Origin of the sequence: Aquimarina rhodophyticola, assembly GCF_042434915.1 — a bacterium.
Taxonomy (GTDB): Bacteria; Bacteroidota; Bacteroidia; order Flavobacteriales; family Flavobacteriaceae; genus Aquimarina.
In genome coordinates this window covers 940,347-961,662 of record NZ_CP170198.1, presented here as the reverse complement: position 1 = coordinate 961,662, position 21,316 = coordinate 940,347, and the positions used below count along the sequence as shown (strand labels likewise).

Genomic DNA, 21,316 nt, shown 5'->3' with positions numbered 1-21,316 from the left:
TTTCAGCCGCTATGAACTTATACATTTTGTTATGCTCTGGCTTTTATGAAGCCTGTATTTTGCAAACTTGCTTAGCAAAGCGATAATTTCTTACGAAACCCTTGCGTATTGCTTTTCTAACTCTCGCGATCGCTTTGTTACTATTGGAATAGGCTTAACCAACGTAAGTTCGCTACCGCGTACAGCGTCCGAATCGGGGAAAAGCTCCAACTTTTTAATCGGTAAAAATCTTTGAAAAAATACTCAGGTCTTTGCAGTGTAGCCCGTCCGTCAAACGTATTGCTTACGTTCTGCTTTTCAGGTGCTGTTTCCACTTCTGATGCTTGAGCATAACGTCTCCGTATATGAAAAGTAGCGCTGAAAATAAGCTGTTACTTTTCAGATGATACACAAGCCGAATTTTTAAATTTTACTATTTATCTTTTTTTATTGGAAATCGTCAAATTTAAAAATTTGGTGACTTTCCAAAAACACCCAAACCTTTGGGTTTGCAATGACTTGTGCTATTTTTTATATACAATGTTGGCAACTGGCTTTTCCTCAATCTAGCTTTTCTTCATATTTCTTTAATTCAGTCCAAATATCTGTAAATTGAGGCATTACATTTTCGTCAAAGTCAAAGTCTGTATTTGTGAGAACTATTTTTCCAATAAGTGTTTTGGGATTAAAGTACATTGCAGTTAGTGTTCCTGGGTCGCTACCATTATGACCTATTGAGATGGTAGAATCTCCCATAAAATCATTCGTGTGCTCAAAAAAGATACCTAAAGTTCCATCTCTCCGTTTTCCTATTTGTTCTTTTGAAAGTTGTTTTTTGAAAAGTTCATTATACCCTTCTTTAGTTAAAATAGTACCCTTTCCTGAATATCCATTTATTAGCTCTGATAGATATTTTGCTAAATCTGTACTCGAAGTTATAAAACCATTCTCTGGATAAGAGTTGGTAGAGTAATTAGTAGTAACTCTTTTATTATCAATATAATGTCTGCTGTCGTTTTTGCTAGTACTACTTTCAATAGACCATCTAGAATTTGTCATTTTTAAAGGAACAAGAATATGTCTGCGAGCAAATTGTTCATATGGTTCATTTGTAGCAATTTGAATAATTAAAGCACATAATGTAGATGCTGTATTTGAGTATTGAAATTTTTCTCCGGGTCTGTTCTTGGAAAAAATGTTCAAAGAATACCATTCTCCATTTTTATCAAGTAGTTTTTTTGTAAAATCAATAAGTGGTATTTTGCTTTCCGCTTTCTTAAAATAATCATATGGAAGAGCATTTTTCGAATTTCCTGTGCTGTCAATTATGTAAGAGTTTAGAAAAAATGCATCAATATCTCCAATAGTTGAAGTATGAGTCGCTAAATGTCGTATTGTAATCGCATTATCAGGATGATTTGGGTTAAAGACTTTAAATGGCAAGTATTTATTAATTGGGTCATCCAAATTAAGTTTTCCTAACTCCTGTGCTTTTAGCAGAGAAACAGCAATTAGTGTTTTTGAAATAGAAGCAATTTTTTGGTTTGTTTTGCTTGTGTATTTTACTTCTTTCTCTAAATCGGAATAACCAAACCCTTGGTTAAATATTGTCTCCTTTCCATTTACAACTGCGACTGAAAATCCGACAATAGATTTCTTTTCGTAAATATCTTTCAAACCCGAATTCAAAGAATCGTTAAGAATTGTATAATCTTTTGTTTTGGTTGATTTTGATTCTGTTTTTTGTTTACAAGAAATTGATATTGAAAGCAGAAATATAATTAATATTGATTTTTTCATTCAGTTGTCTTTTGTTTTGGTTAGTTCGTTTTTCAGCTTGTTGCCAACGCTAAATATATGAATCGGAGCAAGGCAAGCATACCTGAACCAATTGATTTATCTGCGCATTTTTATTTCTTTTTAAACTTATAAAAATTTAAGCGCCATTACAAAAGGGAATAATATTTCGATCTAGTACTAAACTTTGCTCTGATTTCATATATGATGTTATCAACTTTTCTTGTCAAATCTGATATTGTAAACCTAATGAAAACACTGAAGTGTTAACATTTTGGCGTTTAATTAGCCCGTAAGCATAGCGTATTCCGATTCTTAATTTTTCAGACAAATTATATCCCAAGTCTAGAATTGCACCTAATTCAATTTTTTTAGAATCTGGCTCAAGTTGGAAGAAATCACCTTCTATTACTATTTCAGTATCGTATTCTATTTTTCTTTTAATACTATAGCCTAACTGTGGACCAATTTGCATCTCTATTTTATTATTGAAATGAATATTAGCAGTTATAGGAAGTAAAATCATTGACTCATTTATCTTTCCTTCAATATTTGAAAGCGAAATAGGTGAATTTGGATCACCATTATTAAAAACTCTGTTTGGATCAATTGAAAAATCTCCTCCTTGTAAAGAGAACATTAATTCTGGTTGTATAGAGAGTTTTTCGGTAAGATTAATATTTACAAATCCTCCAATTAAGAACCCCACTTTTCCTTTATAATCAGTTGGAATTTCACTTTCCGCTTTTAATAAAGAAGAGTAGTTCATTCCTGCGATCATTCCGAAATTGATTTTTTGATCTTGTGAAAAGATTGAATTGAATGTAATTAATAATGCTCCAAGAGCTAAATAAAGTTTTTTCATTTATCACTTTTTGTATTGTTGATAACGCCAAATATATGAATCGGAGCAAGGCAAAAAAGCCTGAGCCAATCGATCTATCTGCGTATTTTTATTTCTTATTCAATTTATAAAAATCTAACGCCACTGCGAAAAGGAAATGACCTTTCGATTGACTAAACTTTGCTCTGATTTCATATATAATGTTATAAGCTTGTGTTTTTCCACTGGTTCATTTTTAATATAGTTGAATCTAAGCTTATTTCACGAGGTATTGGAAACTCAGGAATACCTTCTTGTAAGATTTCATTAGCTGCTGTTCCACATAAAGATAAGCCGTGTTTTTCGGCATATTTATAGATACTATCTAATTTTACTTTATTTTTATTTCGTTTTTTTTCCGTACCAATTGAATCGATAATATAAGAGAAATAGCTATCACTCTTATAGTCATATCTTAAACTGATAAGAGTTTCTAAGTTTTCATTTATTCTTTTTGAATATTCTACTGTTTCTGAAATTTTGGTTTCTGTTAACGGATCTACCAGTACCAATTTTTCTATAGATAAGTTATTATTAACAACTAGTTTGAATTCAGTACACTTTTCATATCTAGAATATTTTAGTGTATCATTAGGTTTAATTTCATTCCAAATGCCATCTTCCTCAGTTGCTATCCAATAAGTTATTTCACCTTTAATCCATTTACCATCATTGGGCGCAATTTCTTGGATAATTTCATTTTGCTCATCCTGACAAGAGAAGGCAATTGATGAAAAGATTAAAAAGTAAATTATGTTTTTCATTTAGTTATTTATGAACTTGCTTATAACGGTCTCGTATAAAAATAGTGCGTAGTTTGAGTGCGAGGATTTTCCGTAGGAAAATCAGAAGCAAGCAAACAGGCACTAACTTTTGATTTAGAAATAAACTTACGCATTATTTTTATACAATGTTGTACACAGTACTTTATTTCCATTTAGCTATTAATTCAGTCACACCGTTTTTAATTCCGTTATAGAATTCTCCACTTTTAAATTCAGGTATGATAGTTTTCTCAATTACTTCTTTGCAGATTTCGTCGGTTAAAATTAGTTCAGTTCCAAGTCCAGTTGCAATTCCGATTTGTCGACAAGGTTTACAGACTACTATTGCGAGTCCGTTATTTTTCTTTGCTGCTCCAACTCTCCAATCATTTCCTAAATCAGTTGCGTATTTTTGGATTTCAACATAGGGTTTAATGCTATCTACGGTTACAACTACAATTTGTCTCTTAGTCTTAACATAATAATCATAAAGAATGTTTGTTAATTCAGTCCGTTGTGATTTCGTGAATATTTGTCCGTAATCGTTTATAATTCCGATAGGTTTTGGAAAAATATCCATTTCCATTTCCAAAGAACATAATGCTATAGTTTCTTTTGCTGAATCTTTGCAAGAAAGCAAATTTAAGGTCAAAAGTAGTATTAATATTTTTGCTACGATTTTCATTTCAGGTATTGTGTACAACGGTCTCGTATAACCGTCAGTTACGGATAAATTTAGCGTTTATTTTCTGATTAAACACAGGATTTAGCAATTACAGAGTGGATTTGGACGTAGTTGCATCCCCCGTAATTGCGGTTATATATTGTTGTACCTCGTTATTTTATTCGATTATATTTTTTCATTATCTCAATCAGTTTATTGTGTGGTAACGCATAAACCTTATTTCCGTTAATTCCTTCCATTGTTTCAGCTGCTACCATAGCATTTATAATTGCTTCTTCAACAGCTTGAATTGTGGCATCAAAAATATCATTCATCCAGTCATTCGATACTGTTTGAACTGTAGTTTTACCTTCTCGAATATACGCTTCTTGGTTCGCAGTCGAAAAAGCAATAAATATGTCTCCTGAACCATTTGCTCCAATTCCACCTAATTTTCCAATTCCAATTGGTACACGTTGAGAAATTCTTTTAAGTTGATGCGGAAGTAGTGGTACATCAGTGGCAACGACTACAATAATAGAACCATCACCACTTTTTCTTCTTGATTTCGGTGGCGCTATGTATTTAGGATTCAAGGTGTCTTTCAATTCTTTTCCAACAGGAACTCCATCTATTTTGAGTCGTTTTTTATCGCCATAATTTGCTTGAACTAACACGCCAACTGTATAGGTTGTATCAGGAAATTTCAAAACTCGAGAAGAAGTTCCAATACCGCCTTTAAATCCAAAACTCATCATTCCAGTTCCGCCTCCAACATTGCCTTCTTCAACTTTTTCGGTAGTAGTATTTTCAATTGCTTCTAAAACATTTTTTTCCTGCACTTGAAATCCGTAAATATCATTTAAAAAACCGTCATAAGTTTCAGCAACAACTGGAAAAGCCCACCACCAATCTTCATTGCTCCAAGAAGTATCAACCATCCATTTTAAAGTTGCTTGTCTAACAGTTCCTACGCTAAATGTATTAGTCAGCATTATAGGTGTTTCTAAAAATCCAGATTCCGTAATCCAAGTAGTTCCAGTCATTTCTCCGTTTCCATTTAGACTATACCAGTTTGCATACAAGGGTTTTTTCTTTTTTCCACTTGGGAATATTGCAGTCACTCCAGTTCGAATAGGTCCTTTTCCTAATTCATTCTTTCCATTTCCTGAAATAATAGTAGAATGACCAACTGAAACACCTTTAACATCTGTTATAGCATTATATTTTCCAGTACTTCCTTCAAACTGAATTCCTAAATCTCTTGCTCTTGGTTTTTGTGCATAAATTGAGATTGAAAAAGTTAGGATTATTAGAATAATGTTTTTTTTCACAATTTTGGTTTTAATGAGGTACAACGGTCTTGTGTATGGCTCGTTGCGTGCAAATTAGCGATTATTTTTCGGTTGAGCCACAAGCCAGATTTTTAAATTTTACTATTTATTTTTTTGTTGGAAATCGTCAAATTTAAAATTTGGCGACTTTCCAAACAGGCACTAACTTTTGATTTAGAAATAAACTTACGCATTATTTTTAGCATCCATGAAAAAGCAGAAAGTCCAGTATCTTTAAAGTTCACTAAAAACAATTAAGATATGAAATCTGAACAAACTGCTCAACCAAAGTTATACATTGGCATTGATATCCACAAACGTAGTTGGAGAATTCATTGTGCTACCGATCTATTTTCTGGAAAGTCCTTTACAATGCCTCCAAATCCAGAGATACTTAAGGCGTATGTCTATAAACATTTTAAGAATTATGAGGTATCTACCGCTTATGAAGCAGGCTGTTGTGGGTACTATGCACATCGGAATTTTGAGCAGTATGGATGGCGCTCATTGGTTGTGAATCCCGCTGATATTCATCGCAAAGGAAAAGAGCGGTTTACCAAAACCGACAAAATCGATGCACAACGTATCGCAAGAGAACTAAAAGACGCACGATTGGAGAGTATCCATATCCCAACAATAGAGCGAGAGCAACTGCGAAGCCTTTTTAGAAGACGTAACGATCTAGTCAAAGATTTTAGACGCGTTAAGAGTTATATAAAAATGCAGTTGCTCTATTTTGGAGTAAGTATTCCCAAAGCCTATGATAATGATCATTGGAGCCATAAGTTTAGAGATTGGGTGGATGCTGTAGTATTTGATCATCCTACAGCCCGGGAGACCCTCGATAGTAGAATGCGAAGCTTTAGATTTATAGATCAAGAACTAAGAAGTGTCTCTACAAAACTACGAGCATATTGTCGTAAACATTTTAAGAAAGATTATTATCTATTACGTAGCATTCCTGGTATTGGTGGTATTGTAGCCTGTGGTATTATTTGTGAGCTAGGTGATTTACGTCGATTTCATAGCATAAAACATCTAGCAGGTTATGTGGGGCTAGCGCCAGGGATTCATCAAAGTGGAGATAATCTAAAACACACTGGTATAACCATGCGAGCACACAGACTTATGCGCAGCTATTTTATAGAGGCCTCATGGCAAGCCATACGCACTGATCCAGTCATGCAAGCCTATTATAGAAAACATATAGGAAAGAACGTAAAGAGTATAATCATAAAAGTAGCACGTAAATTATTAAGTAGAACCTTAGCGGTTATAAAGAACGAAATACCATACACTATAGGGGTTATAGAATAATATAAACATATAACAAAGCTCATACAGAAGTAGCAAAACCTGAAGCACAAAACAACGTAGGTGAACCAGAGAATTAGGTATCACACATTTATAGCAAGTGACCAGGTTTATTATAACGTATAATCATACAGATGCTGGTGACCATCATATCAAACAATGGATCACATATAGGATGCCGAGCAAGTTATTTAAAAGCTATTGAAATATTGATAATCCTACCGGAATTATCAACATTCTAACAGCTAATCATTAACAATATGAAATAATTAAAAAAATAAATATTAATTTTAAGGAACTAGGCGAGTGCTTTTCATAGGATACTATGTTGTGTGCAGTTTTTTCTTTTTATCTAATTTACATTCCAATTGTACACTCGTATATTTTCAAATGTATTTTTTCTTTTTAAAATCAAATTAATATCATTCGTCAATTGGTAGCCAATCCCGTCACTATGATACAAGAAGGTCTTTCCTTTCGTAATATTATTTATTTCGGTTGCTAAGTCAGTCAATGCATTATTAATATCCTCTTCTTTATAACAGGATATATGAGTATGAATATCAGTTTTTCCACTTGGGTCTTCCAATCCGATTGTGATTTCAGAATTATATGTAGCAATCCAAATGGAAAATTCGTTTGTCGGATTTCTTAAGTCGCAACCAAAAGAATTATCGTCTTTGTAATTGATAGTTTTGGTGAATTCTGGGAATTTCTCAACCAAAAATGATTTAATTAATTCAGAAAAACGTTTTTGATTCATCTTTTTTGGGTTTGCTTGGTAATTGCACACAACGGTTTTGTATAAGATTAGTTGCGTGTTTTAAGCACTAAAGTTAGCAAATAAATCACAGATAGAAAGTCCGTGAGGACTTTCGTAAGTAGGCTAGAACTAGCAATTAATTTTATACGTTGTTACCCACAGTGTTTTTTAGATTTCGTTCAATTCTTTTCTCATTAATTTAATAATATCATCCTTAATTCCTTGAATAACTAATCCAGAAACTTCTATTTCTCGTTGGTTTCTTTTCATTCCTTCTTGGTCATTAATCATCATTTGGCGTGGTAAGTCCGACATCATTTTGTTCGACTTTTCCATATTTTTATCATAAGCCAATTCCATTAAATTTAGTTTATTCAAAATCTCGTCACTTGCAATTAATTTAATCGTATTAGTTTCTTGTTTAATTTTGATTAAATCTTCGTTTGCTTCAAATGCTAATTTTTGCATTTTTTTAGACATTACAGTTACGGCTTTTGTTTCATTCCGTTTGTTGTTTTGGCTCGCAGCATTCAGGTAGTTTTTATTAAACTCGTCCAAAATTGGCATTAGTTTTTCTTGTGTAGACTTATTTGCTTCTCTGGTGAACTTATCTATTAATTTGAAAAAATTAACATATTGTTCTTTTTTACTTTCGTATTGATATTTTCGTTTTTCAATATCTAGTTGATGATTTTTCTTTATTGATTCAGTTTCTTCAACTAATTCTTTATTTCTTAGTTTTAGAGCTGCGATTTTTCCGCTTTCTTGAAAAAAACTACGTAAGTATAAAATCAGAAGAGTTATAAATCCACCAACAATGTAAATAAGATATGGTTCTAAAAATTTTAAATCAATATTCATAGGTTGGTTTACATTGTGGGTAACGTTTAATATATGTGTCGTAGCAGAGCAAAATGTTACCCTCTTTTCGACAAAAACTGCACATTGGTTGCTAACTTTTCCATTTTGCAAGCATTGCGCCTTACCAAATATACAAGAACCTTTCGATTGATCACCTAACTGCTATGATCACATATATGTTGTTGTGTACTGGCTATTTTATTTTTTCAATTTTGGGTTCCGATTCCGCTGCTACATTCAGTAAGTGATTTTCACTCAGAAAAGCATAATGTTTAAATTCTCCAGGATAATCCTTAGTGGCAAAAGTATCCTCTTTTATATAATTCAGGAAATTTGATTCAGTGTAAATCCTCGGGTTATATCCAGTGAAATTATCACTTAATTTATCCGCATAACTTTCATCTAAAACAGCGTATCCGATATAACTATCAAATGTGATTTTATAACGATTGTTATAATCCTCTAAAATTCGTCGCGCCGGTCCGAGGTTTTTATCCCCAATTAACACGTCTTCTTCATTTTCAGAAACCACTCCGCAAATGAGTTCAAATTCAAGCGAATTATCCTCAGGTTCATTTATTTTGGTTATAAAGTAATATTTAGCGATTTCTATTTCGTTCATAATTTTCCCGCTTGTACACAACGTTTAATGTATAGTTTGGTAGCGGGCAAACTCGAAAAAGAATGTTCCGCACAGCTCAAAGATAGCAAATGCGCGTGAAATTCCGTTAGGAATTTCAGCCGCTATTAATCTATACATTTTGTTATGCTCTGGCTTTTATGAAGCCTGTATTTTGCAAACTTGCTTAGCAAAGCGATAATTTCTTACGAAATCCTTGCGTATTGCTTTTCTAACTCTCGCGATCGCTTTGTTACTATTGGAATAGGTTTAACCAAAGTAAGTTCGCTACCGCGTACAGCGTCCGAATCGGGAAAAGCTACAACTTTTCAATCGGCAAAAATCTTTGAAAAAATACTCAGGTCTTTGCAGTGTAGCCCGTCCGTTTAGAGTCTGTTTGCGTTCTGCTTTTCACGTGCTGTTTCCACTTCTAATGCTTGGGCATAACGGTCTCGTATAACCGTCAGTTACGGTTTAAAGTTAATGATTTTCGGTTAGGAACTGACATTAGCAATTCCGAGTGGATTCGGACGTAGTCGAATCCGCCGTAATTGCGGTTATACATTGTTGCCCATAGTTATTTTTTCGATTGCATTTCACGAATTGCTTTTTTCCGCTCTCGCTTTATTTTCCGCAATTCTTTTTTTGATTTATAATTCAGCATTGGTGTCCAATCAATTCGGTCATCGCTTGCCATCCACTCGTTATATTTTTCTTGGAATTCAGCCATTCCTTGAGCTACAATTGCAGGAAGATAATACTCAACTAAATTCGGATTGTTCTCGCAGAAGGTCAAAATACAGTTTTGCATTCCAGTTAGCGTAAAGTATGGCATTCCCTCAATTCGGTCAGCTAATATTATTGCAAGTTCCCCTTTTTTTAAAATTCGGTCGTGACATTCCGACTTTATATCAGTCAGAGTTTGGTCGGTAAAAAATTCCGCAATAGTTGGTAAAATCCGCCAGCCATATTCAATCAGTTTTTCGGCTTGTTCGGTTTTCGTTATTTCTTTCGAGTTCTTAATTTTTGAAATTCCATCCAGCAGATTTTCAATTTCAGATTTTGACTGTGAAAAACCAAAACTTGAAATTAAAACTGCAACTGTTAATGTCAGACGGATTTTTTTCATAATTATGGGCAACGCTTAATGTATAGTTTCGTAGCGGGCAAACTCGAAAAAGAATGTTCCGCACAGCTCAAAGATAGCAAATGCGCGTGAAATTCCGTTAGGAATTTCCGCCGCTATGAACTTATACATTTTGTTATGCTCTGGCTTTTACGAAGCCTGTATTTTGCAAACTTGCTTAGCAAAGCGATAATTTCTTACGAAACCCTTACGTATTGCTTTTCTAACTCTCGCGATCGCTTTGATACTATGGGAATAGGCTTAACCAACGTAAGTTCGCAACCGCGTACAGCGTCCGAATCGGGTAAAAGCTCCAACTTTTGAATCGGTAAAAACCTTTGAAAAATACTCAGGTCTTTGCAGTGTAGCCCGTCCGTCAAACGTATTGCTTGCGTTCTGCTTTTCAGCTGCTGTTTTCACTTATGATGCTTGGGCATAACGTTAAATGTAAACGTCTGTGCGTGTAAAAAGTCAGTGACTTTCGATAGGGCGCAAGGCGTTACACTTTTTAGTTTTTTAAATTTGATTGTAAAATAATAAAATTTGTGACGTCGACCTCACAAACACAAAACTCCCTTAGACCAAAGTCCTTAAAAGCATTGCGTTTACATAGTGTTAGTATTAGTTTATCTCCACGATTTCAATTCATATTTAGAATAGTTTTTATCCATATCATCAAATCTAAGTTTTAAACTATCAATTCCGTTTGACAGGTAATTTTTTACTTCGTCATTTGTCAAATAGTGGATTACGTCAACTCCTCCATGTTTGGGTTTATATGTATGAACTTTATATGAAGAAGAATTCTCATCTTTATATAAATCAAAGACATAATTTTTGGACTCAATCTTTATCCAATTGGAATTTAGCATTTCTCTTTTTAATTCTCGATTTGATAGATTAATTCTCAGATATTTTAAAGCTCTATAAGCAACATAAATCAATATTGACAATTGAATCAAAATGATTATAAGCTTGTAGATGTTTATTTTAGGTCTATAATTATAATCAGCAATTATTTTAATAATATTAGGTATAAAATAAGCTGTTATAATTACTATTGAGATTAATATAAATAGGCTAGTCAATAATAACTTTAATCGTCTCATTTTTTCAATTAATACTAACGGTCTCGTATAACCGTCAGTTACGGGTTAATATGCGTTAATTTTTGGTATAGCACAGGCTTTAGCAATTCTGAGTGGATTCGGACGCAGTCGAATCCGCCGTAATTGCGGTTATACATTGTTGTGCAACGTTATTCTTTCCATATTAAATTTTCTGCAACGCTTTCTGTTCCATATTCCAAATTGAAAGTATCAAGTCTTTTTGATATTTCTTCTAATTCAGTGCAAACATTGTTTATAGCAAAAATCAAAGATTCCTGATTTACTTTTATCACTCTTTTGGTTTCAGGATAAAAGTCTTCGTAAGTTGAATCACATTCAATGACAACTTCGTTTCCGACTTTTTTAAATTTCGGTGATGGATGGCATTCTGGTAAATAAAATGGTTCAAAATTCACATTCAGTATTTTTTTCCAATCATTTATTTCGCTTAACAATCCGCAACATTGTGGAAACAGAACAAACTCGTCATTTATTTTCAATCCATATCCGCCAAAAAAAGTACAGGATTCAGTTATTGGTAAATCTGAAACATGTAATTCGATTGCTTTTTTCAAATCAGCATCGCTAATCTCTGATAGCTTGTAGTGATGCTCATTAAATGGTTTAAGATTTTTAACATCTGAATAATTCCGTTCAATTAGAAGTCGATTTTTCTCATCAATATCCGTTATCTCATTTAAGTCTGGAAACTTAAAAGTTGGTAGTTCAATTAATGGGACTAATTCGATTTTCACGGTTTTCTCTAATGTTGCACAACAATGTTATAATAGCAATTGCTATTATATTCCATGTATTTATTACAAATCTAGTGGATTTTTAATTGATTTGAAATTGTTTACCGCCACTTGAGTATAAATTTCTGTTGTTTTTGTACTACTATGTCCAAGCAGTGTTTGAATATATCTTAAGTCAGTACCATTTTCTAAAAGATGAGTAGCAAAACTATGCCGTAACATATGCGGAGTTACTCTCCTGTTTATCTTCGATTTTTCTGCTGCCTTAACTACTATTTCTTTTACACTACTTCCACTATATTTAGTTCCTTTTAATCCTTCAAACAAGTAGTCTTGTGGTTTCCACTCTTTGTAATATACTCTTAATTCTTTTAGCACAGTTTCTGATAACAATGAATATCGGTCTTTATTATTTTTTGCGTTTTTAATATGAATTAGCATCCTCTTACTATCTATATCCTGAATTTTCAATTCTAATAGTTCACTTCTTCGTAGTCCAGCAGAATATAACAGGCTTATAATACAACGATGTTTTATATTGTTAGTGTTGGCAATCATAGTGAGAATTTCTTCTTTTGATACTACTTGTGGAAGCTTTTGTTCTTTTCTAGGCCTTTCTATACTATAAAATCGATTGGGCATTCCCATCACTACTTCGTAATAAAACTTAATGCTATTGATTGTTTGATTAATATAAATATTAGATTTTTTTTGACAAATAAGTAATTGCAAATATGCTCTTATCTCCTGCTCTGATAATTCCACAATATCCTTATCGGGATACTGGTTTATGAACTTCTCAAATAACGAAATGTATATTTTACAGGTGTTTAGGGCATATCTTTTGAGTTCTAGTTTCAGAAGATACGCTTCTGGCACATATCTATATGAGTCTGCTTTAGCTCTATTACGATACCGGTTAACATCGACAGGCTCATTATCACGTATAACTTTCTCTTTAAAAAAAGAATTTCCGTTAATCCAAGCGACACCTCTAAATTTTTCAAAAATATGATTCAAGTTTTCTTTGGTATGAATTATATATACCATCGCAAACGTTCTGCTCCATTTAGGATTGGGGAGTTCTTTTATCAATGCCTGGATTACCTTATCAGGATGAAACTGTAGTCCAATCATCTTTTGGTCACCAATCAGCAAATGTTTTAAGGTGATATGTTTAGAGGGCCTTTGCATTTTGTAAAAATCACTAAAAAGAAACTATAAGAAATCCTAAACGTATATTTATACGTATATTAACCGTTTAAACCGCTGATTATGAAACCCTCTTGCTTACATTGCTCTACTGAACTTAAAGGTAGATCTGACAAAAAATTTTGTTCTCCTTACTGTCGATCTGCCTATCATTATGAAATGAATAAGCAAAAAGAAAGTAGTCTATTTAAAACCATCGATCGGCATCTAAAAACAAATAGAAAAATTTTAAAATCGTATAATAAAGCTGGACTCGCTACAGTAAAAAAAGAGAAACTACTGAATGCGGGATTTAACCCAAATTACTTTACTCATTATTGGAAAAACAGAAAGAAGCAAGTATATTTATTTTGTTATGAATATGGTTTTCTTGACCTAAAACATACATATGTTTTAATTACTTGGCAAACGTATATGAAGTAATTTCTTACGATAGCTTACACTAAAACTATATCTATTTAGATTAGGTCAACGGGATCACTACACGATCCCCGTGTTTACGCACATAGGTTGTAATAATTTTTGAAGTATGGTACGTATGGGTTTGTAGTTCAATCAGGCTCTCAAAATCTTCATGATTCGTTACCTGCATAGTTTGATCGATAAAACCATAACCGCGATACAATCCGTCTTTAACCAACACAAAACTTTGTTCTTCACAGGTTCTCCCCTTCTCCTTGATTACATAACTTGTTTTCTTATTCAGGCTGCACTCCATAGCTTTTTGTACCCGCAGATTGTATAGCTCTATAGCCTCTTCTTGACTGCAAACTCCTTTACAGGATTTGATTTTATAATGAGAGCAACGTGCGGTGCTTTGTTGCAAATTACAGTATCTAGGACATAACTCAAACTGTATACAAAGCTGTTCTAACGCAGCAATAGCATCGGCTCGTGAATAATAAAACTCAATAGAGCTATCTGCACTATAGGATTGATCAATAGCCAACTGCATAATACCGCGTCGATTGACATAGCTGATAATGTGATAGGGTACTACAGGCTTTTTTTGAGCTGCATTAAATTCTGGATAATGCTTTCTTATAAGTTCGGCTTCCAGTAATAATGCGATTAATTCATTACCGGTCACCGTATAATCAATACTATGCGTTTTTTGACCTAATAAATACTCCTTATTCTTTTTGTCATAAAAATGACTCAGTACCCGTTGTTTAATATTTTTAGCTTTACCTGCATAGAGGATTTTCTCCTTTTGATCTTTAAAAAGATAGATTCCCGTGGATTCTGGTAGGGTATCTATTTGCTCAGCTTTCAAATGAGGAGGTATCGTGGCTTGTTTGGATCGGATATTCAAAAAACTATGAATGATCTCTAGGTTTGAATCCTCTTCGATAATCTTCTTAAATAAGATCACTGTTGCATCGGTATCACCCTCTGCTCTATGCCTATTTTTTAAGGGTATGTTGAGCGAAGTACATACATTACCTAGACTATATGAATATAAACCTGGAAAAATCTTTCGCGAAAGCCGAACAGTACATAATTTTTTTCTTACAAAATTATAGCCCAACGCCTTAAATTCATTGCGAATTACGGTATAATCAAATGTAACATTATGTGCTACGAATACTGCTCCTTCTGTAATTTCCAAAATGCGCTCTGCTATATCCTCAAAAAATGGAGCATCATGAACCAAATCATTATCTATACCGGTGAGGCCTGTTATATAATTGGGTATATCTTGATTGGGATTTACAAGCGTAGTATATTTGTCAATGATTTGCGTGCCCAATAATAGTACAATACAAATCTCGGTTATACGATTTCCGTTAATCCCTTTTCCACTGGTTTCTACATCAATTATAGCATAGCGCTGCTCCATAACGTAACTTTTTTAAGGCAGAGCAAAATTAAACTTAAATTTTGGAATTATTCCTATTTTTAGGATTTTTTCCTAATCTAAAATTAATCAAGTACGTATTTTTAAATTTTGGCTAAATGCTAGCGAGAACTATATTTTATTGTTACCAGTTAATTGTTGTGTAATTGCCCTTAGATCTGTACCCACATAATCTAATTGAGATGTCATATCATAATATTCTTTTTTATCACGGGTGATAAATGCGGTTTGTAATCCAGCCATTTGCGCTCCATATACATCCCAGTTATGTGCGGCTATTAACATAGCTTCTTTGGGCTGAATCCCATAAGTATCAAGTACATATTTGTACGTACTGGGATGGGGCTTAAATTTGTTCACCTTGGCTACACTTATTATCCTATCAAAAAACATAGAGAGTTTAGCAAAATCAAGTTGAGCCTCAACAGTTTTTTGCCCTCCGTTAGTTAAAGCTACTAATGTAAAACCTTCTTTTTGTAAGGATTTAAGAGAGGCTATAATCTCTGGGTGGGGAGATAATTTTGTGAAAATTGATAAAATATCATCAATCTGTCCATCGGTAAAGGGATTCTGTAATTTTTTGGACACAATTTTTAAGGTATCACTTCCCAGTATACCAAAATCCATATACCCTCCAGTAGTTGTTTCAACTAATGAACGATGTAGTAAAGCTGAAAACCATAGATCAAATGCTGTATCACATTGTAAGGCATCATTTATTTTAATTTTGATAGGTGTAAGGTCCAAAAGTGTCTCGTTGACATCAAAAATAAGTACTTTGGGTAGCTTTTTCATTCTGAAATTTTAATATACGAGAGTTTATGTGTACAATATGTTGTCAAATTATAGCTGCATCACAGCAAAACCAATTACTCATCCCTTACACCTTTTAGCAGTATCGTGTCTACTGATATAGTATCGGTGGTATGCAAAACCGAAACATCGCCTGTGGATTCGAGAATTACAGCCTTTACCTCTGACATTCTGATGACATTTGCTTCTCTTAACTTGGCAAGGACATCACTCTCAGACACATTCGATTTTTTAAGATTATCGTATAGGATTTCACCGTTTTTAGCCAAGAACAGTGGCGTATTGGTTGCTACTTTTTGTGCAGCTTTTGATTTTCTAATAATAAAAGAGAATAACACTTGAAAACATACCATTCCTGCCAATGCGATACTTCCCTTTACCAAAGATTGATTAGTATTCATTATTACCGAAGCTAGTATAGAACCAATAGCTATAGTTGATGCAAAATCAAAGCTTGTCATTTTGGCAAAAGTGCGTAAACCCGCTATTCTGGTAATCGCTATAATGGCGATGTAAATACCCAATACGCTCCCTAATAATGTTACTATGTTTAAATCTGAATTTAATATCCACTCCATAGGTTGTTTTTTGATAGCTATAAACTATTGATGTGCTTTTTTAAGTAAATCGTTGATAGATTTTACTGGATTAAAAAGAGAAGGTTTCATGGCTACAAAAGATGTATTCCAATGATACATACTTCCGTTCCATAATCCTGGTCTTTCCAGAATTGTAATAGGTTTGCCACCATAGGTTTTTTTACCAATCATACCATCTCCATCTTTACAGTACTCATTTAAATTAAATTTTTTGCCTTCATAATCTTTTACCCCGCAACAAATCTCTACTGGATTAAAGTGTGTGGCATTTTCAAAAAGCTGTTTCTGTGTTAAATCAGTTAAGTTTATTTCGGATTTTTCGACAATTTGCATTGTCATAGCACCCGTATGGTCTTGTATCCAAAAGGGACCTCCACCTGGTTGCCCAGTATTCTTAATTACTGCACAAACTCGAATAGGTCGGTTTAGTTTGTCGAATAAAAGTTTACAAAGCTCCTTCTTTTTCTTTTTTTCAAAATTGTGAGGTAGGGATCCTGGCAATTCTAATTTGATAAACTCTAAAACCTTCTTTATTTCTATAGTGCTACTAGTTCCTGTTTTTAACTTTGGTAAGATTTCAAATACAAAATTTTGAAGCGAAATTAATTTCCCAACCATCAATTTCCTAAATTCAATCAGTTGTTTTTGAGTTTTAGCTTTTGCTATATTATCAATATTAGAAAGATATATGATATCATGATCCAAAGCGTTGAGATTAGATAGCAATACTCCATGTCCTGCGGGTCTAAAAAGAACTTTCCCACGATTATCTCGCACTAGCGAATGATCATCGGTTAAACTTACTGTATCCGTTTGCTCTGATTGATGAGAAAAACTAACAGAAATAGTGTTTTTTTTAAGTTCAGGTATTTTTGAATATAAGGTATCTAACGCATCGTTAAAATTTGATTGAGCATCTTTGGCAGTAGTCATATGCATTTCTGCCTGCTCAAAATAACTACCAAAATTTACAAATTGACGAAGTTGCTGATCAAAAGCAGTAAGAACTTCTGTTTTTCCTTCTTTATGAAAAGGAAACAAAGCTTTGGGCAAAGATAAAAGTTTAAACTGAGGATCGTACAATAGGATCTTTGTAATCATCAACTTACGCTCATCCTTAGCTAACTTACGCACTTCTAAATGTTTGGAAATAATTTTTAAATTTCTGTAAAAAGGAAACTTTTTTAATTTTCTAAAAAAAGTAAACAATTCAAACTGTTTGGTTCTATTTACATAACTACTAAAACTTTCCTCGCCTGGCTTATACTCATTTAAAAAGCGATTAAGAAATTTGAGCATTCTAGTACCTGCACCTGATGCAGGGATAAAATGACAAAAAGTATGAGTGCCAGCTTGATCTTGAAAAATACGTAGCAAACGTCGTCTATCAGATTTTTTCAAAGTAGTTATACCATCCTCAAGTGTTACAGGTTTTTCAATTTTGGTATTCTCTTGATTACGTTTAAGGGTAACTATTTGATTTTCTACAATTTCTGGCGTAATTTTACGTAATCTAAATTGTATATAATCACTTTTATCAAAGGTATATTTCCTTTTATTGACAAATGCAGCTGTTTTCATTTAAAACGTTATTTTATATATGCGTTTGACCTTTTAAAGTATGTTCTTGAATCAAGTGAACCGAAGGTTTTTTACGAATAGTTATAGGCTTTTTCTGATCGTTTTTCCATTCGATTAATTCTAACTGAGTGAATTTTTCTAAAGTACTGTCCATTGGCCACTCACCCCATTTTTCATAAAATAAATCCGAATTTTTAATAACGTATTCAAAATTATTTAATGGTAAAGAGTAAAATGCATATTGTTGATGATACACAATAGCATCATTGATATAAAAAGGGCAATTTAATTCTCTCGCTTTAAAAGCAAAATCTAAATCCTCTGCCCCATAACCAGAAAACCTGGTATCAAATCCATTTAAAATTGTATACTGTGTTTTGCTAATAGTAAAACACAAGCTCCAGAATAGCTGATAATTAAACTCTTGTTTTATATCGTATACCTCGGGTCGTTGTGGATGAAAAACACTTGCAGCAGCTAGACGTTCTAAACTTATATCACCGTCCATTTTTTGATTTACATACTTGGGGGTCCCCATGATTAAACCTTCATATAACAAGGCATGTCGAATCATAGAACCCACAAAATTACTGTCTGGTATGCAGTTTATATTTAAAAAAATCAAATTCTCAAAACTAGCAGATTTGACACCCAAGTTACGCGCTTCTGAAATTGGCACACCGCCAGTATGCTTATAATTATAAGAAATACAGCGAATATCAAAAGAATATTCGTTTAATATATCAAGATCACATTTCATACATACAATGATCACCTCATCTGGATGCTCATTACCATGTTCTATTGCATCTAATAAGTTTTTTAAATCTTTCTTTTGATTCTGATATATCGTGATTAGACTGAATTTATTCATAAACTACAAAGTTTTACTATAAGGCTACCAAAGTGTTGAAATTATGGACAGGATTTGAACTATAACATTAAACAAAATACCTTACCACTCTGGACCTATGTTGTGATTTTTGGAGTTCATGATTAACAAACGTAAATTACTTACATCTTCTGAAATTCTTTTTTCTCGTTGAAAAAATGAAGAAAAAATTGATCGAATTGTCAATAGAGATACAACAAAGTTTTTTATTTTACTAATAAGAGTATAGCCTCTAGTTTTTTTAAATGTCTGTTTCATGATTATTGTAATTAATTTGTGTGAAAAATGTAAGAAAATCGATTGTTGTGATTTCATTACTGTCTAAATGTAAGTTTTGTACTAATTAATTCATACTCCTACCCCTCAACTTTGGGAGTATCTTAATACACTTTAACTATTAACGCATTTCTCTTAACAAGTTGCCTTACTGATCTTCATTTTTAATAGCAAAAAAAACAGGCACTATCCATTAAAATTTTAACTTAAATTTTGTCAGAGGTCGTAGTATGACAGTCAACGTTTAACAACCCCATGTTAAACTATGATAAGGTTCTAGAAGAAATCGAGAGATTCTAGTAAATTAAAAATAGAATTTAAAATTTAAAATTATGAACACTTCAGAAAAGAAATTAGAACCGCAAAAACAAAGTAAAAAAGAACAAGCAATTAATCTTGATGAAACACAAGGAAAAGAAATTAACTATCAAAAAAAGCAGCGTAAAGAACAGCATCAACCAAGAGATAATGCATAAATTTTAAAGAGCCTGAATTTATAAATTCAGGCTCTTTTATTTAACGTTTATCATCTTTACCGCGTTGATTACCATATTGATTTGTATGATTGTCTTTTTGCGGTCCCTTCTCCTTTTTTGGATCCCTACTTTTTAATTTTCCAGAATCGTCGTCTCTTCTATCTTTTTCCATAATTTATAAAATTTAATGTATTAATGTATCATCGATAAAATCATCGATGATGGTTTGTTGTGTACTGCTTTCAAAGCTCAAGTTTTTTGAAAGGTCAAAAAGGTGTGCTTCTGTCTCAAAAAAGTGCATCATATACCCTGCTGTATTTACAAAAATAACTACATCACCTATTGCTGGTTTTTGCTTGAAAGTTATTTTTCGTTTCAACAAAACGTCCCGTTCAAGACAATAAGCTCCTACAAAGTATCCCTCTACTGGGGCTTCTTCTTTACTATTTTGATGAATCACTATTGGATCTAATAAAAAATCGGCGCTAGAACTCATCATTTGACTCATATTCATTTCTAATCCAATTAACAGGGATCCTTCGCTATCTGTTTTTCTAAAAACGACGTGTGCCATAGTCAATCCCACTTGATCCAAAAGTGATCTCCCTGGTTCCATACGTAATTGAATTTTTTGCGCTATGAGTCGAGCTGCTGTAGTCTTTTGTTCAAAATTGGTATGGGTCAATATTTTTTCTAAAAATTGAGGTCCATGTATGCTATTGTAGTATGGATACGTTGCTAACGCTCCTTTAAGTTTATCATCTATCATTTCAAACCCTAATCCTTGATTTTGAAAAGTGATTGGAGGTTTTTTGCTTTGAACTGCTTCTTTTAAATAGGATTGAAAATCATTCCACTGGGCTTCGTCTTCCAAATAGTTCATCAAAAAACCGCCACCAATATCAATAAATAACGTTTCAAATTTTTCGGCTTTAAGTTGTGCTGCTATTTCTAACATTTGATGTAAGGCTTCGCCTCGCTGGGTGATTGAGTAGCCATTGAGATGAAAATGTAAGCCTCTATACTCGAGATTACCAAACTCTTTATCCCATCCGATATGGGTGGTTATAAAATCTGTGACTTTGTCTATATCAAATCCAAAACGACTGTATAGTTTTTTACCTGCATGATAAAAACCGCTAACCCTAAAACCAACAATTGCTTTCTTATTTAATTGTGCTGCCATTTGAGCTACTGCACGACACTCATCTTCATTATCCAAAATGATAACTACCTCATGTAAGATTGCAAGTCGTAATAAGGCATCGTTTTTAATAGCAGCTGTAGTAACTAACCTATCATTACTTACACCTAAATCCAAACTTTGTTTTAATTCGTTAAAACTAGCTGTATCAACCCCAATACCGATTTCTTTAGCTTTTTTTACAAGTGATTTACTTTTATTGGCTTTACGCGCATAAAAGATCAAATGTTGGACTCCTAAACGATCTAATACTTCTTGGTAAGCCTCTGTATTTTTTGCAAAACTATTTAACTCATGTAGGTTTACAGGTGAACCATATTTTGCAAGCAATTGTTGCTGTACTAATTTATTGCCTGCTATCTCATGCATCCATGCAGAAGTTCGAGGTGTCAATTTTGGTAGTGTTGTTATAGCTTCTTCGATTTGATTCATTT

23 protein-coding genes are annotated in these 21,316 nt (G+C 33.1%); 3 read left to right on the top strand and 20 right to left on the bottom strand.

The window, feature by feature from the left end:
• Positions 1-540 precede the first annotated feature (540 nt).
• The 5 genes from ACE939_RS04095 to ACE939_RS04075 form a co-directional block, all read right to left on the bottom strand.
• Positions 541-1,779 (bottom strand): serine hydrolase domain-containing protein, encoded by a 1,239-nt coding sequence (locus tag ACE939_RS04095; RefSeq protein WP_378187511.1) that lies wholly within the window; start codon positions 1,777-1,779, stop codon positions 541-543.
• A 223-nt stretch (positions 1,780-2,002) separates the two neighbouring features.
• A complete protein-coding gene (locus ACE939_RS04090; RefSeq protein WP_378187510.1) occupies positions 2,003-2,641 on the bottom strand; it encodes a porin family protein in 639 nt (212 codons plus the stop codon).
• A gap of 182 nt (positions 2,642-2,823) precedes the next feature.
• Positions 2,824-3,423 (bottom strand): hypothetical protein, encoded by a 600-nt coding sequence (locus ACE939_RS04085; RefSeq protein WP_378187509.1) that lies wholly within the window; start codon positions 3,421-3,423, stop codon positions 2,824-2,826.
• A 163-nt stretch (positions 3,424-3,586) separates the two neighbouring features.
• Positions 3,587-4,108 carry a TPM domain-containing protein gene (locus ACE939_RS04080; protein ID WP_378187508.1) on the bottom strand — a complete coding sequence of 174 codons (522 nt, stop codon included), beginning with the start codon at positions 4,106-4,108 and terminating at the stop codon, positions 3,587-3,589.
• 152 nt (positions 4,109-4,260) lie between these two features.
• Entirely contained in the window at positions 4,261-5,421 is a 1,161-nt protein-coding gene (locus tag ACE939_RS04075) for a P1 family peptidase (RefSeq protein WP_378187507.1), read from the bottom strand.
• A 261-nt stretch (positions 5,422-5,682) separates the two neighbouring features.
• On the opposite strand from ACE939_RS04075, the gene ACE939_RS04070 reads away from it, so the two are divergent.
• Positions 5,683-6,738, top strand: a complete 1,056-nt coding sequence (locus ACE939_RS04070; RefSeq protein WP_378187506.1) for an IS110 family transposase — start codon at positions 5,683-5,685, stop codon at positions 6,736-6,738.
• A 349-nt stretch (positions 6,739-7,087) separates the two neighbouring features.
• Here ACE939_RS04070 and ACE939_RS04065 read toward each other — a convergent pair whose 3' ends face one another.
• From ACE939_RS04065 to ACE939_RS04035, 7 genes are all read right to left on the bottom strand, one after another.
• Positions 7,088-7,498 carry a hypothetical protein gene (locus ACE939_RS04065; RefSeq protein WP_378187504.1) on the bottom strand — a complete coding sequence of 137 codons (411 nt, stop codon included), beginning with the start codon at positions 7,496-7,498 and terminating at the stop codon, positions 7,088-7,090.
• Between the two features lie 168 nt (positions 7,499-7,666).
• Positions 7,667-8,359: a hypothetical protein gene (locus ACE939_RS04060; protein ID WP_378187503.1), complete on the bottom strand. Its 693-nt coding sequence runs from the start codon at positions 8,357-8,359 to the stop codon at positions 7,667-7,669.
• A 193-nt stretch (positions 8,360-8,552) separates the two neighbouring features.
• The gene (locus ACE939_RS04055) at positions 8,553-8,981 is read right to left on the bottom strand and encodes a hypothetical protein (protein ID WP_378187502.1); all 429 of its coding nucleotides are present in this window, start codon (positions 8,979-8,981) and stop codon (positions 8,553-8,555) included.
• Positions 8,982-9,555: 574 nt separating this feature from the next.
• Positions 9,556-10,107, bottom strand: a complete 552-nt coding sequence (locus ACE939_RS04050; protein ID WP_378187501.1) for a hypothetical protein — start codon at positions 10,105-10,107, stop codon at positions 9,556-9,558.
• Between the two features lie 623 nt (positions 10,108-10,730).
• Positions 10,731-11,213, bottom strand: coding sequence for a hypothetical protein (locus ACE939_RS04045; protein WP_378187500.1), 483 nt, complete (start codon positions 11,211-11,213; stop codon positions 10,731-10,733).
• A 149-nt stretch (positions 11,214-11,362) separates the two neighbouring features.
• A complete protein-coding gene (locus ACE939_RS04040) occupies positions 11,363-11,968 on the bottom strand; it encodes a hypothetical protein (RefSeq protein ID WP_378187499.1) in 606 nt (201 codons plus the stop codon).
• 63 nt (positions 11,969-12,031) lie between these two features.
• Positions 12,032-13,105, bottom strand: a complete 1,074-nt coding sequence (locus tag ACE939_RS04035; protein ID WP_378187498.1) for a tyrosine-type recombinase/integrase — start codon at positions 13,103-13,105, stop codon at positions 12,032-12,034.
• Positions 13,106-13,243: 138 nt separating this feature from the next.
• On the opposite strand from ACE939_RS04035, the gene ACE939_RS04030 reads away from it, so the two are divergent.
• Entirely contained in the window at positions 13,244-13,603 is a 360-nt protein-coding gene (locus ACE939_RS04030; protein WP_378187497.1) for a hypothetical protein, read from the top strand.
• 40 nt (positions 13,604-13,643) lie between these two features.
• On the opposite strand, the gene ACE939_RS04025 is transcribed toward ACE939_RS04030, so the two are convergent.
• The 6 genes from ACE939_RS04025 to ACE939_RS04000 all read right to left on the bottom strand — a co-directional run bounded on the left by ACE939_RS04025 (position 13,644) and on the right by ACE939_RS04000 (position 19,184).
• Positions 13,644-15,023: an exonuclease domain-containing protein gene (locus ACE939_RS04025; RefSeq protein WP_378187496.1), complete on the bottom strand. Its 1,380-nt coding sequence runs from the start codon at positions 15,021-15,023 to the stop codon at positions 13,644-13,646.
• Positions 15,024-15,152: 129 nt separating this feature from the next.
• Complete coding sequence (locus tag ACE939_RS04020; protein WP_378187495.1) at positions 15,153-15,836, bottom strand: haloacid dehalogenase type II; 684 nt, start codon at positions 15,834-15,836, stop codon at positions 15,153-15,155.
• Between the two features lie 74 nt (positions 15,837-15,910).
• Positions 15,911-16,432, bottom strand: coding sequence for a DUF421 domain-containing protein (locus ACE939_RS04015; RefSeq protein WP_378187494.1), 522 nt, complete (start codon positions 16,430-16,432; stop codon positions 15,911-15,913).
• 24 nt (positions 16,433-16,456) lie between these two features.
• Positions 16,457-18,034: a DUF4301 family protein gene (locus ACE939_RS04010; RefSeq protein WP_378187493.1), complete on the bottom strand. Its 1,578-nt coding sequence runs from the start codon at positions 18,032-18,034 to the stop codon at positions 16,457-16,459.
• 13 nt (positions 18,035-18,047) lie between these two features.
• Entirely contained in the window at positions 18,048-18,908 is an 861-nt protein-coding gene (locus ACE939_RS04005; RefSeq protein ID WP_378187492.1) for a glycosyltransferase family 2 protein, read from the bottom strand.
• A gap of 81 nt (positions 18,909-18,989) precedes the next feature.
• A complete protein-coding gene (locus tag ACE939_RS04000; protein ID WP_378187491.1) occupies positions 18,990-19,184 on the bottom strand; it encodes a hypothetical protein in 195 nt (64 codons plus the stop codon).
• A gap of 350 nt (positions 19,185-19,534) precedes the next feature.
• Between ACE939_RS04000 and ACE939_RS03995 the strand changes: the two genes are divergently transcribed.
• The gene (locus tag ACE939_RS03995) at positions 19,535-19,678 is read left to right on the top strand and encodes a hypothetical protein (protein ID WP_378187490.1); all 144 of its coding nucleotides are present in this window, start codon (positions 19,535-19,537) and stop codon (positions 19,676-19,678) included.
• Between the two features lie 40 nt (positions 19,679-19,718).
• Here ACE939_RS03995 and ACE939_RS03990 read toward each other — a convergent pair whose 3' ends face one another.
• Together ACE939_RS03990 and ACE939_RS03985 are read right to left on the bottom strand one after the other, a co-directional pair.
• Positions 19,719-19,850 (bottom strand): hypothetical protein, encoded by a 132-nt coding sequence (locus tag ACE939_RS03990; RefSeq protein ID WP_378187489.1) that lies wholly within the window; start codon positions 19,848-19,850, stop codon positions 19,719-19,721.
• 12 nt (positions 19,851-19,862) lie between these two features.
• On the bottom strand, positions 19,863-21,314 hold the full coding sequence (locus ACE939_RS03985; RefSeq protein ID WP_378187487.1) for a Y4yA family PLP-dependent enzyme: 1,452 nt from the start codon (positions 21,312-21,314) through the stop codon (positions 19,863-19,865).
• Positions 21,315-21,316 lie beyond the last annotated feature (2 nt).

What these genes read in the sequence shown, in the direction of transcription:
- ACE939_RS04095 (WP_378187511.1), bottom strand. Translation starts at nt 1,779, where the DNA reads ATGAAAAAATCAATATTAATTATATTTCTGCTTTCAATATCAATTTCT.
- ACE939_RS04090 (WP_378187510.1), bottom strand. Translation starts at nt 2,641, where the DNA reads ATGAAAAAACTTTATTTAGCTCTTGGAGCATTATTAATTACATTCAAT.
- ACE939_RS04085 (WP_378187509.1), bottom strand. Translation starts at nt 3,423, where the DNA reads ATGAAAAACATAATTTACTTTTTAATCTTTTCATCAATTGCCTTCTCT.
- ACE939_RS04080 (WP_378187508.1), bottom strand. Translation starts at nt 4,108, where the DNA reads ATGAAAATCGTAGCAAAAATATTAATACTACTTTTGACCTTAAATTTG.
- ACE939_RS04070 (WP_378187506.1), top strand. Translation starts at nt 5,683, where the DNA reads ATGAAATCTGAACAAACTGCTCAACCAAAGTTATACATTGGCATTGAT.
- ACE939_RS04065 (WP_378187504.1), bottom strand. Translation starts at nt 7,498, where the DNA reads ATGAATCAAAAACGTTTTTCTGAATTAATTAAATCATTTTTGGTTGAG.
- ACE939_RS04060 (WP_378187503.1), bottom strand. Translation starts at nt 8,359, where the DNA reads ATGAATATTGATTTAAAATTTTTAGAACCATATCTTATTTACATTGTT.
- ACE939_RS04055 (WP_378187502.1), bottom strand. Translation starts at nt 8,981, where the DNA reads ATGAACGAAATAGAAATCGCTAAATATTACTTTATAACCAAAATAAAT.
- ACE939_RS04050 (WP_378187501.1), bottom strand. Translation starts at nt 10,107, where the DNA reads ATGAAAAAAATCCGTCTGACATTAACAGTTGCAGTTTTAATTTCAAGT.
- ACE939_RS04045 (WP_378187500.1), bottom strand. Translation starts at nt 11,213, where the DNA reads ATGAGACGATTAAAGTTATTATTGACTAGCCTATTTATATTAATCTCA.
- ACE939_RS04035 (WP_378187498.1), bottom strand. Translation starts at nt 13,105, where the DNA reads ATGATTGGACTACAGTTTCATCCTGATAAGGTAATCCAGGCATTGATA.
- ACE939_RS04030 (WP_378187497.1), top strand. Translation starts at nt 13,244, where the DNA reads ATGAAACCCTCTTGCTTACATTGCTCTACTGAACTTAAAGGTAGATCT.
- ACE939_RS04025 (WP_378187496.1), bottom strand. Translation starts at nt 15,023, where the DNA reads ATGGAGCAGCGCTATGCTATAATTGATGTAGAAACCAGTGGAAAAGGG.
- ACE939_RS04020 (WP_378187495.1), bottom strand. Translation starts at nt 15,836, where the DNA reads ATGAAAAAGCTACCCAAAGTACTTATTTTTGATGTCAACGAGACACTT.
- ACE939_RS04015 (WP_378187494.1), bottom strand. Translation starts at nt 16,432, where the DNA reads ATGGAGTGGATATTAAATTCAGATTTAAACATAGTAACATTATTAGGG.
- ACE939_RS04010 (WP_378187493.1), bottom strand. Translation starts at nt 18,034, where the DNA reads ATGAAAACAGCTGCATTTGTCAATAAAAGGAAATATACCTTTGATAAA.
- ACE939_RS04005 (WP_378187492.1), bottom strand. Translation starts at nt 18,908, where the DNA reads ATGAATAAATTCAGTCTAATCACGATATATCAGAATCAAAAGAAAGAT.
- ACE939_RS04000 (WP_378187491.1), bottom strand. Translation starts at nt 19,184, where the DNA reads ATGAAACAGACATTTAAAAAAACTAGAGGCTATACTCTTATTAGTAAA.
- ACE939_RS03995 (WP_378187490.1), top strand. Translation starts at nt 19,535, where the DNA reads ATGAACACTTCAGAAAAGAAATTAGAACCGCAAAAACAAAGTAAAAAA.
- ACE939_RS03990 (WP_378187489.1), bottom strand. Translation starts at nt 19,850, where the DNA reads ATGGAAAAAGATAGAAGAGACGACGATTCTGGAAAATTAAAAAGTAGG.
- ACE939_RS03985 (WP_378187487.1), bottom strand. Translation starts at nt 21,314, where the DNA reads ATGAATCAAATCGAAGAAGCTATAACAACACTACCAAAATTGACACCT.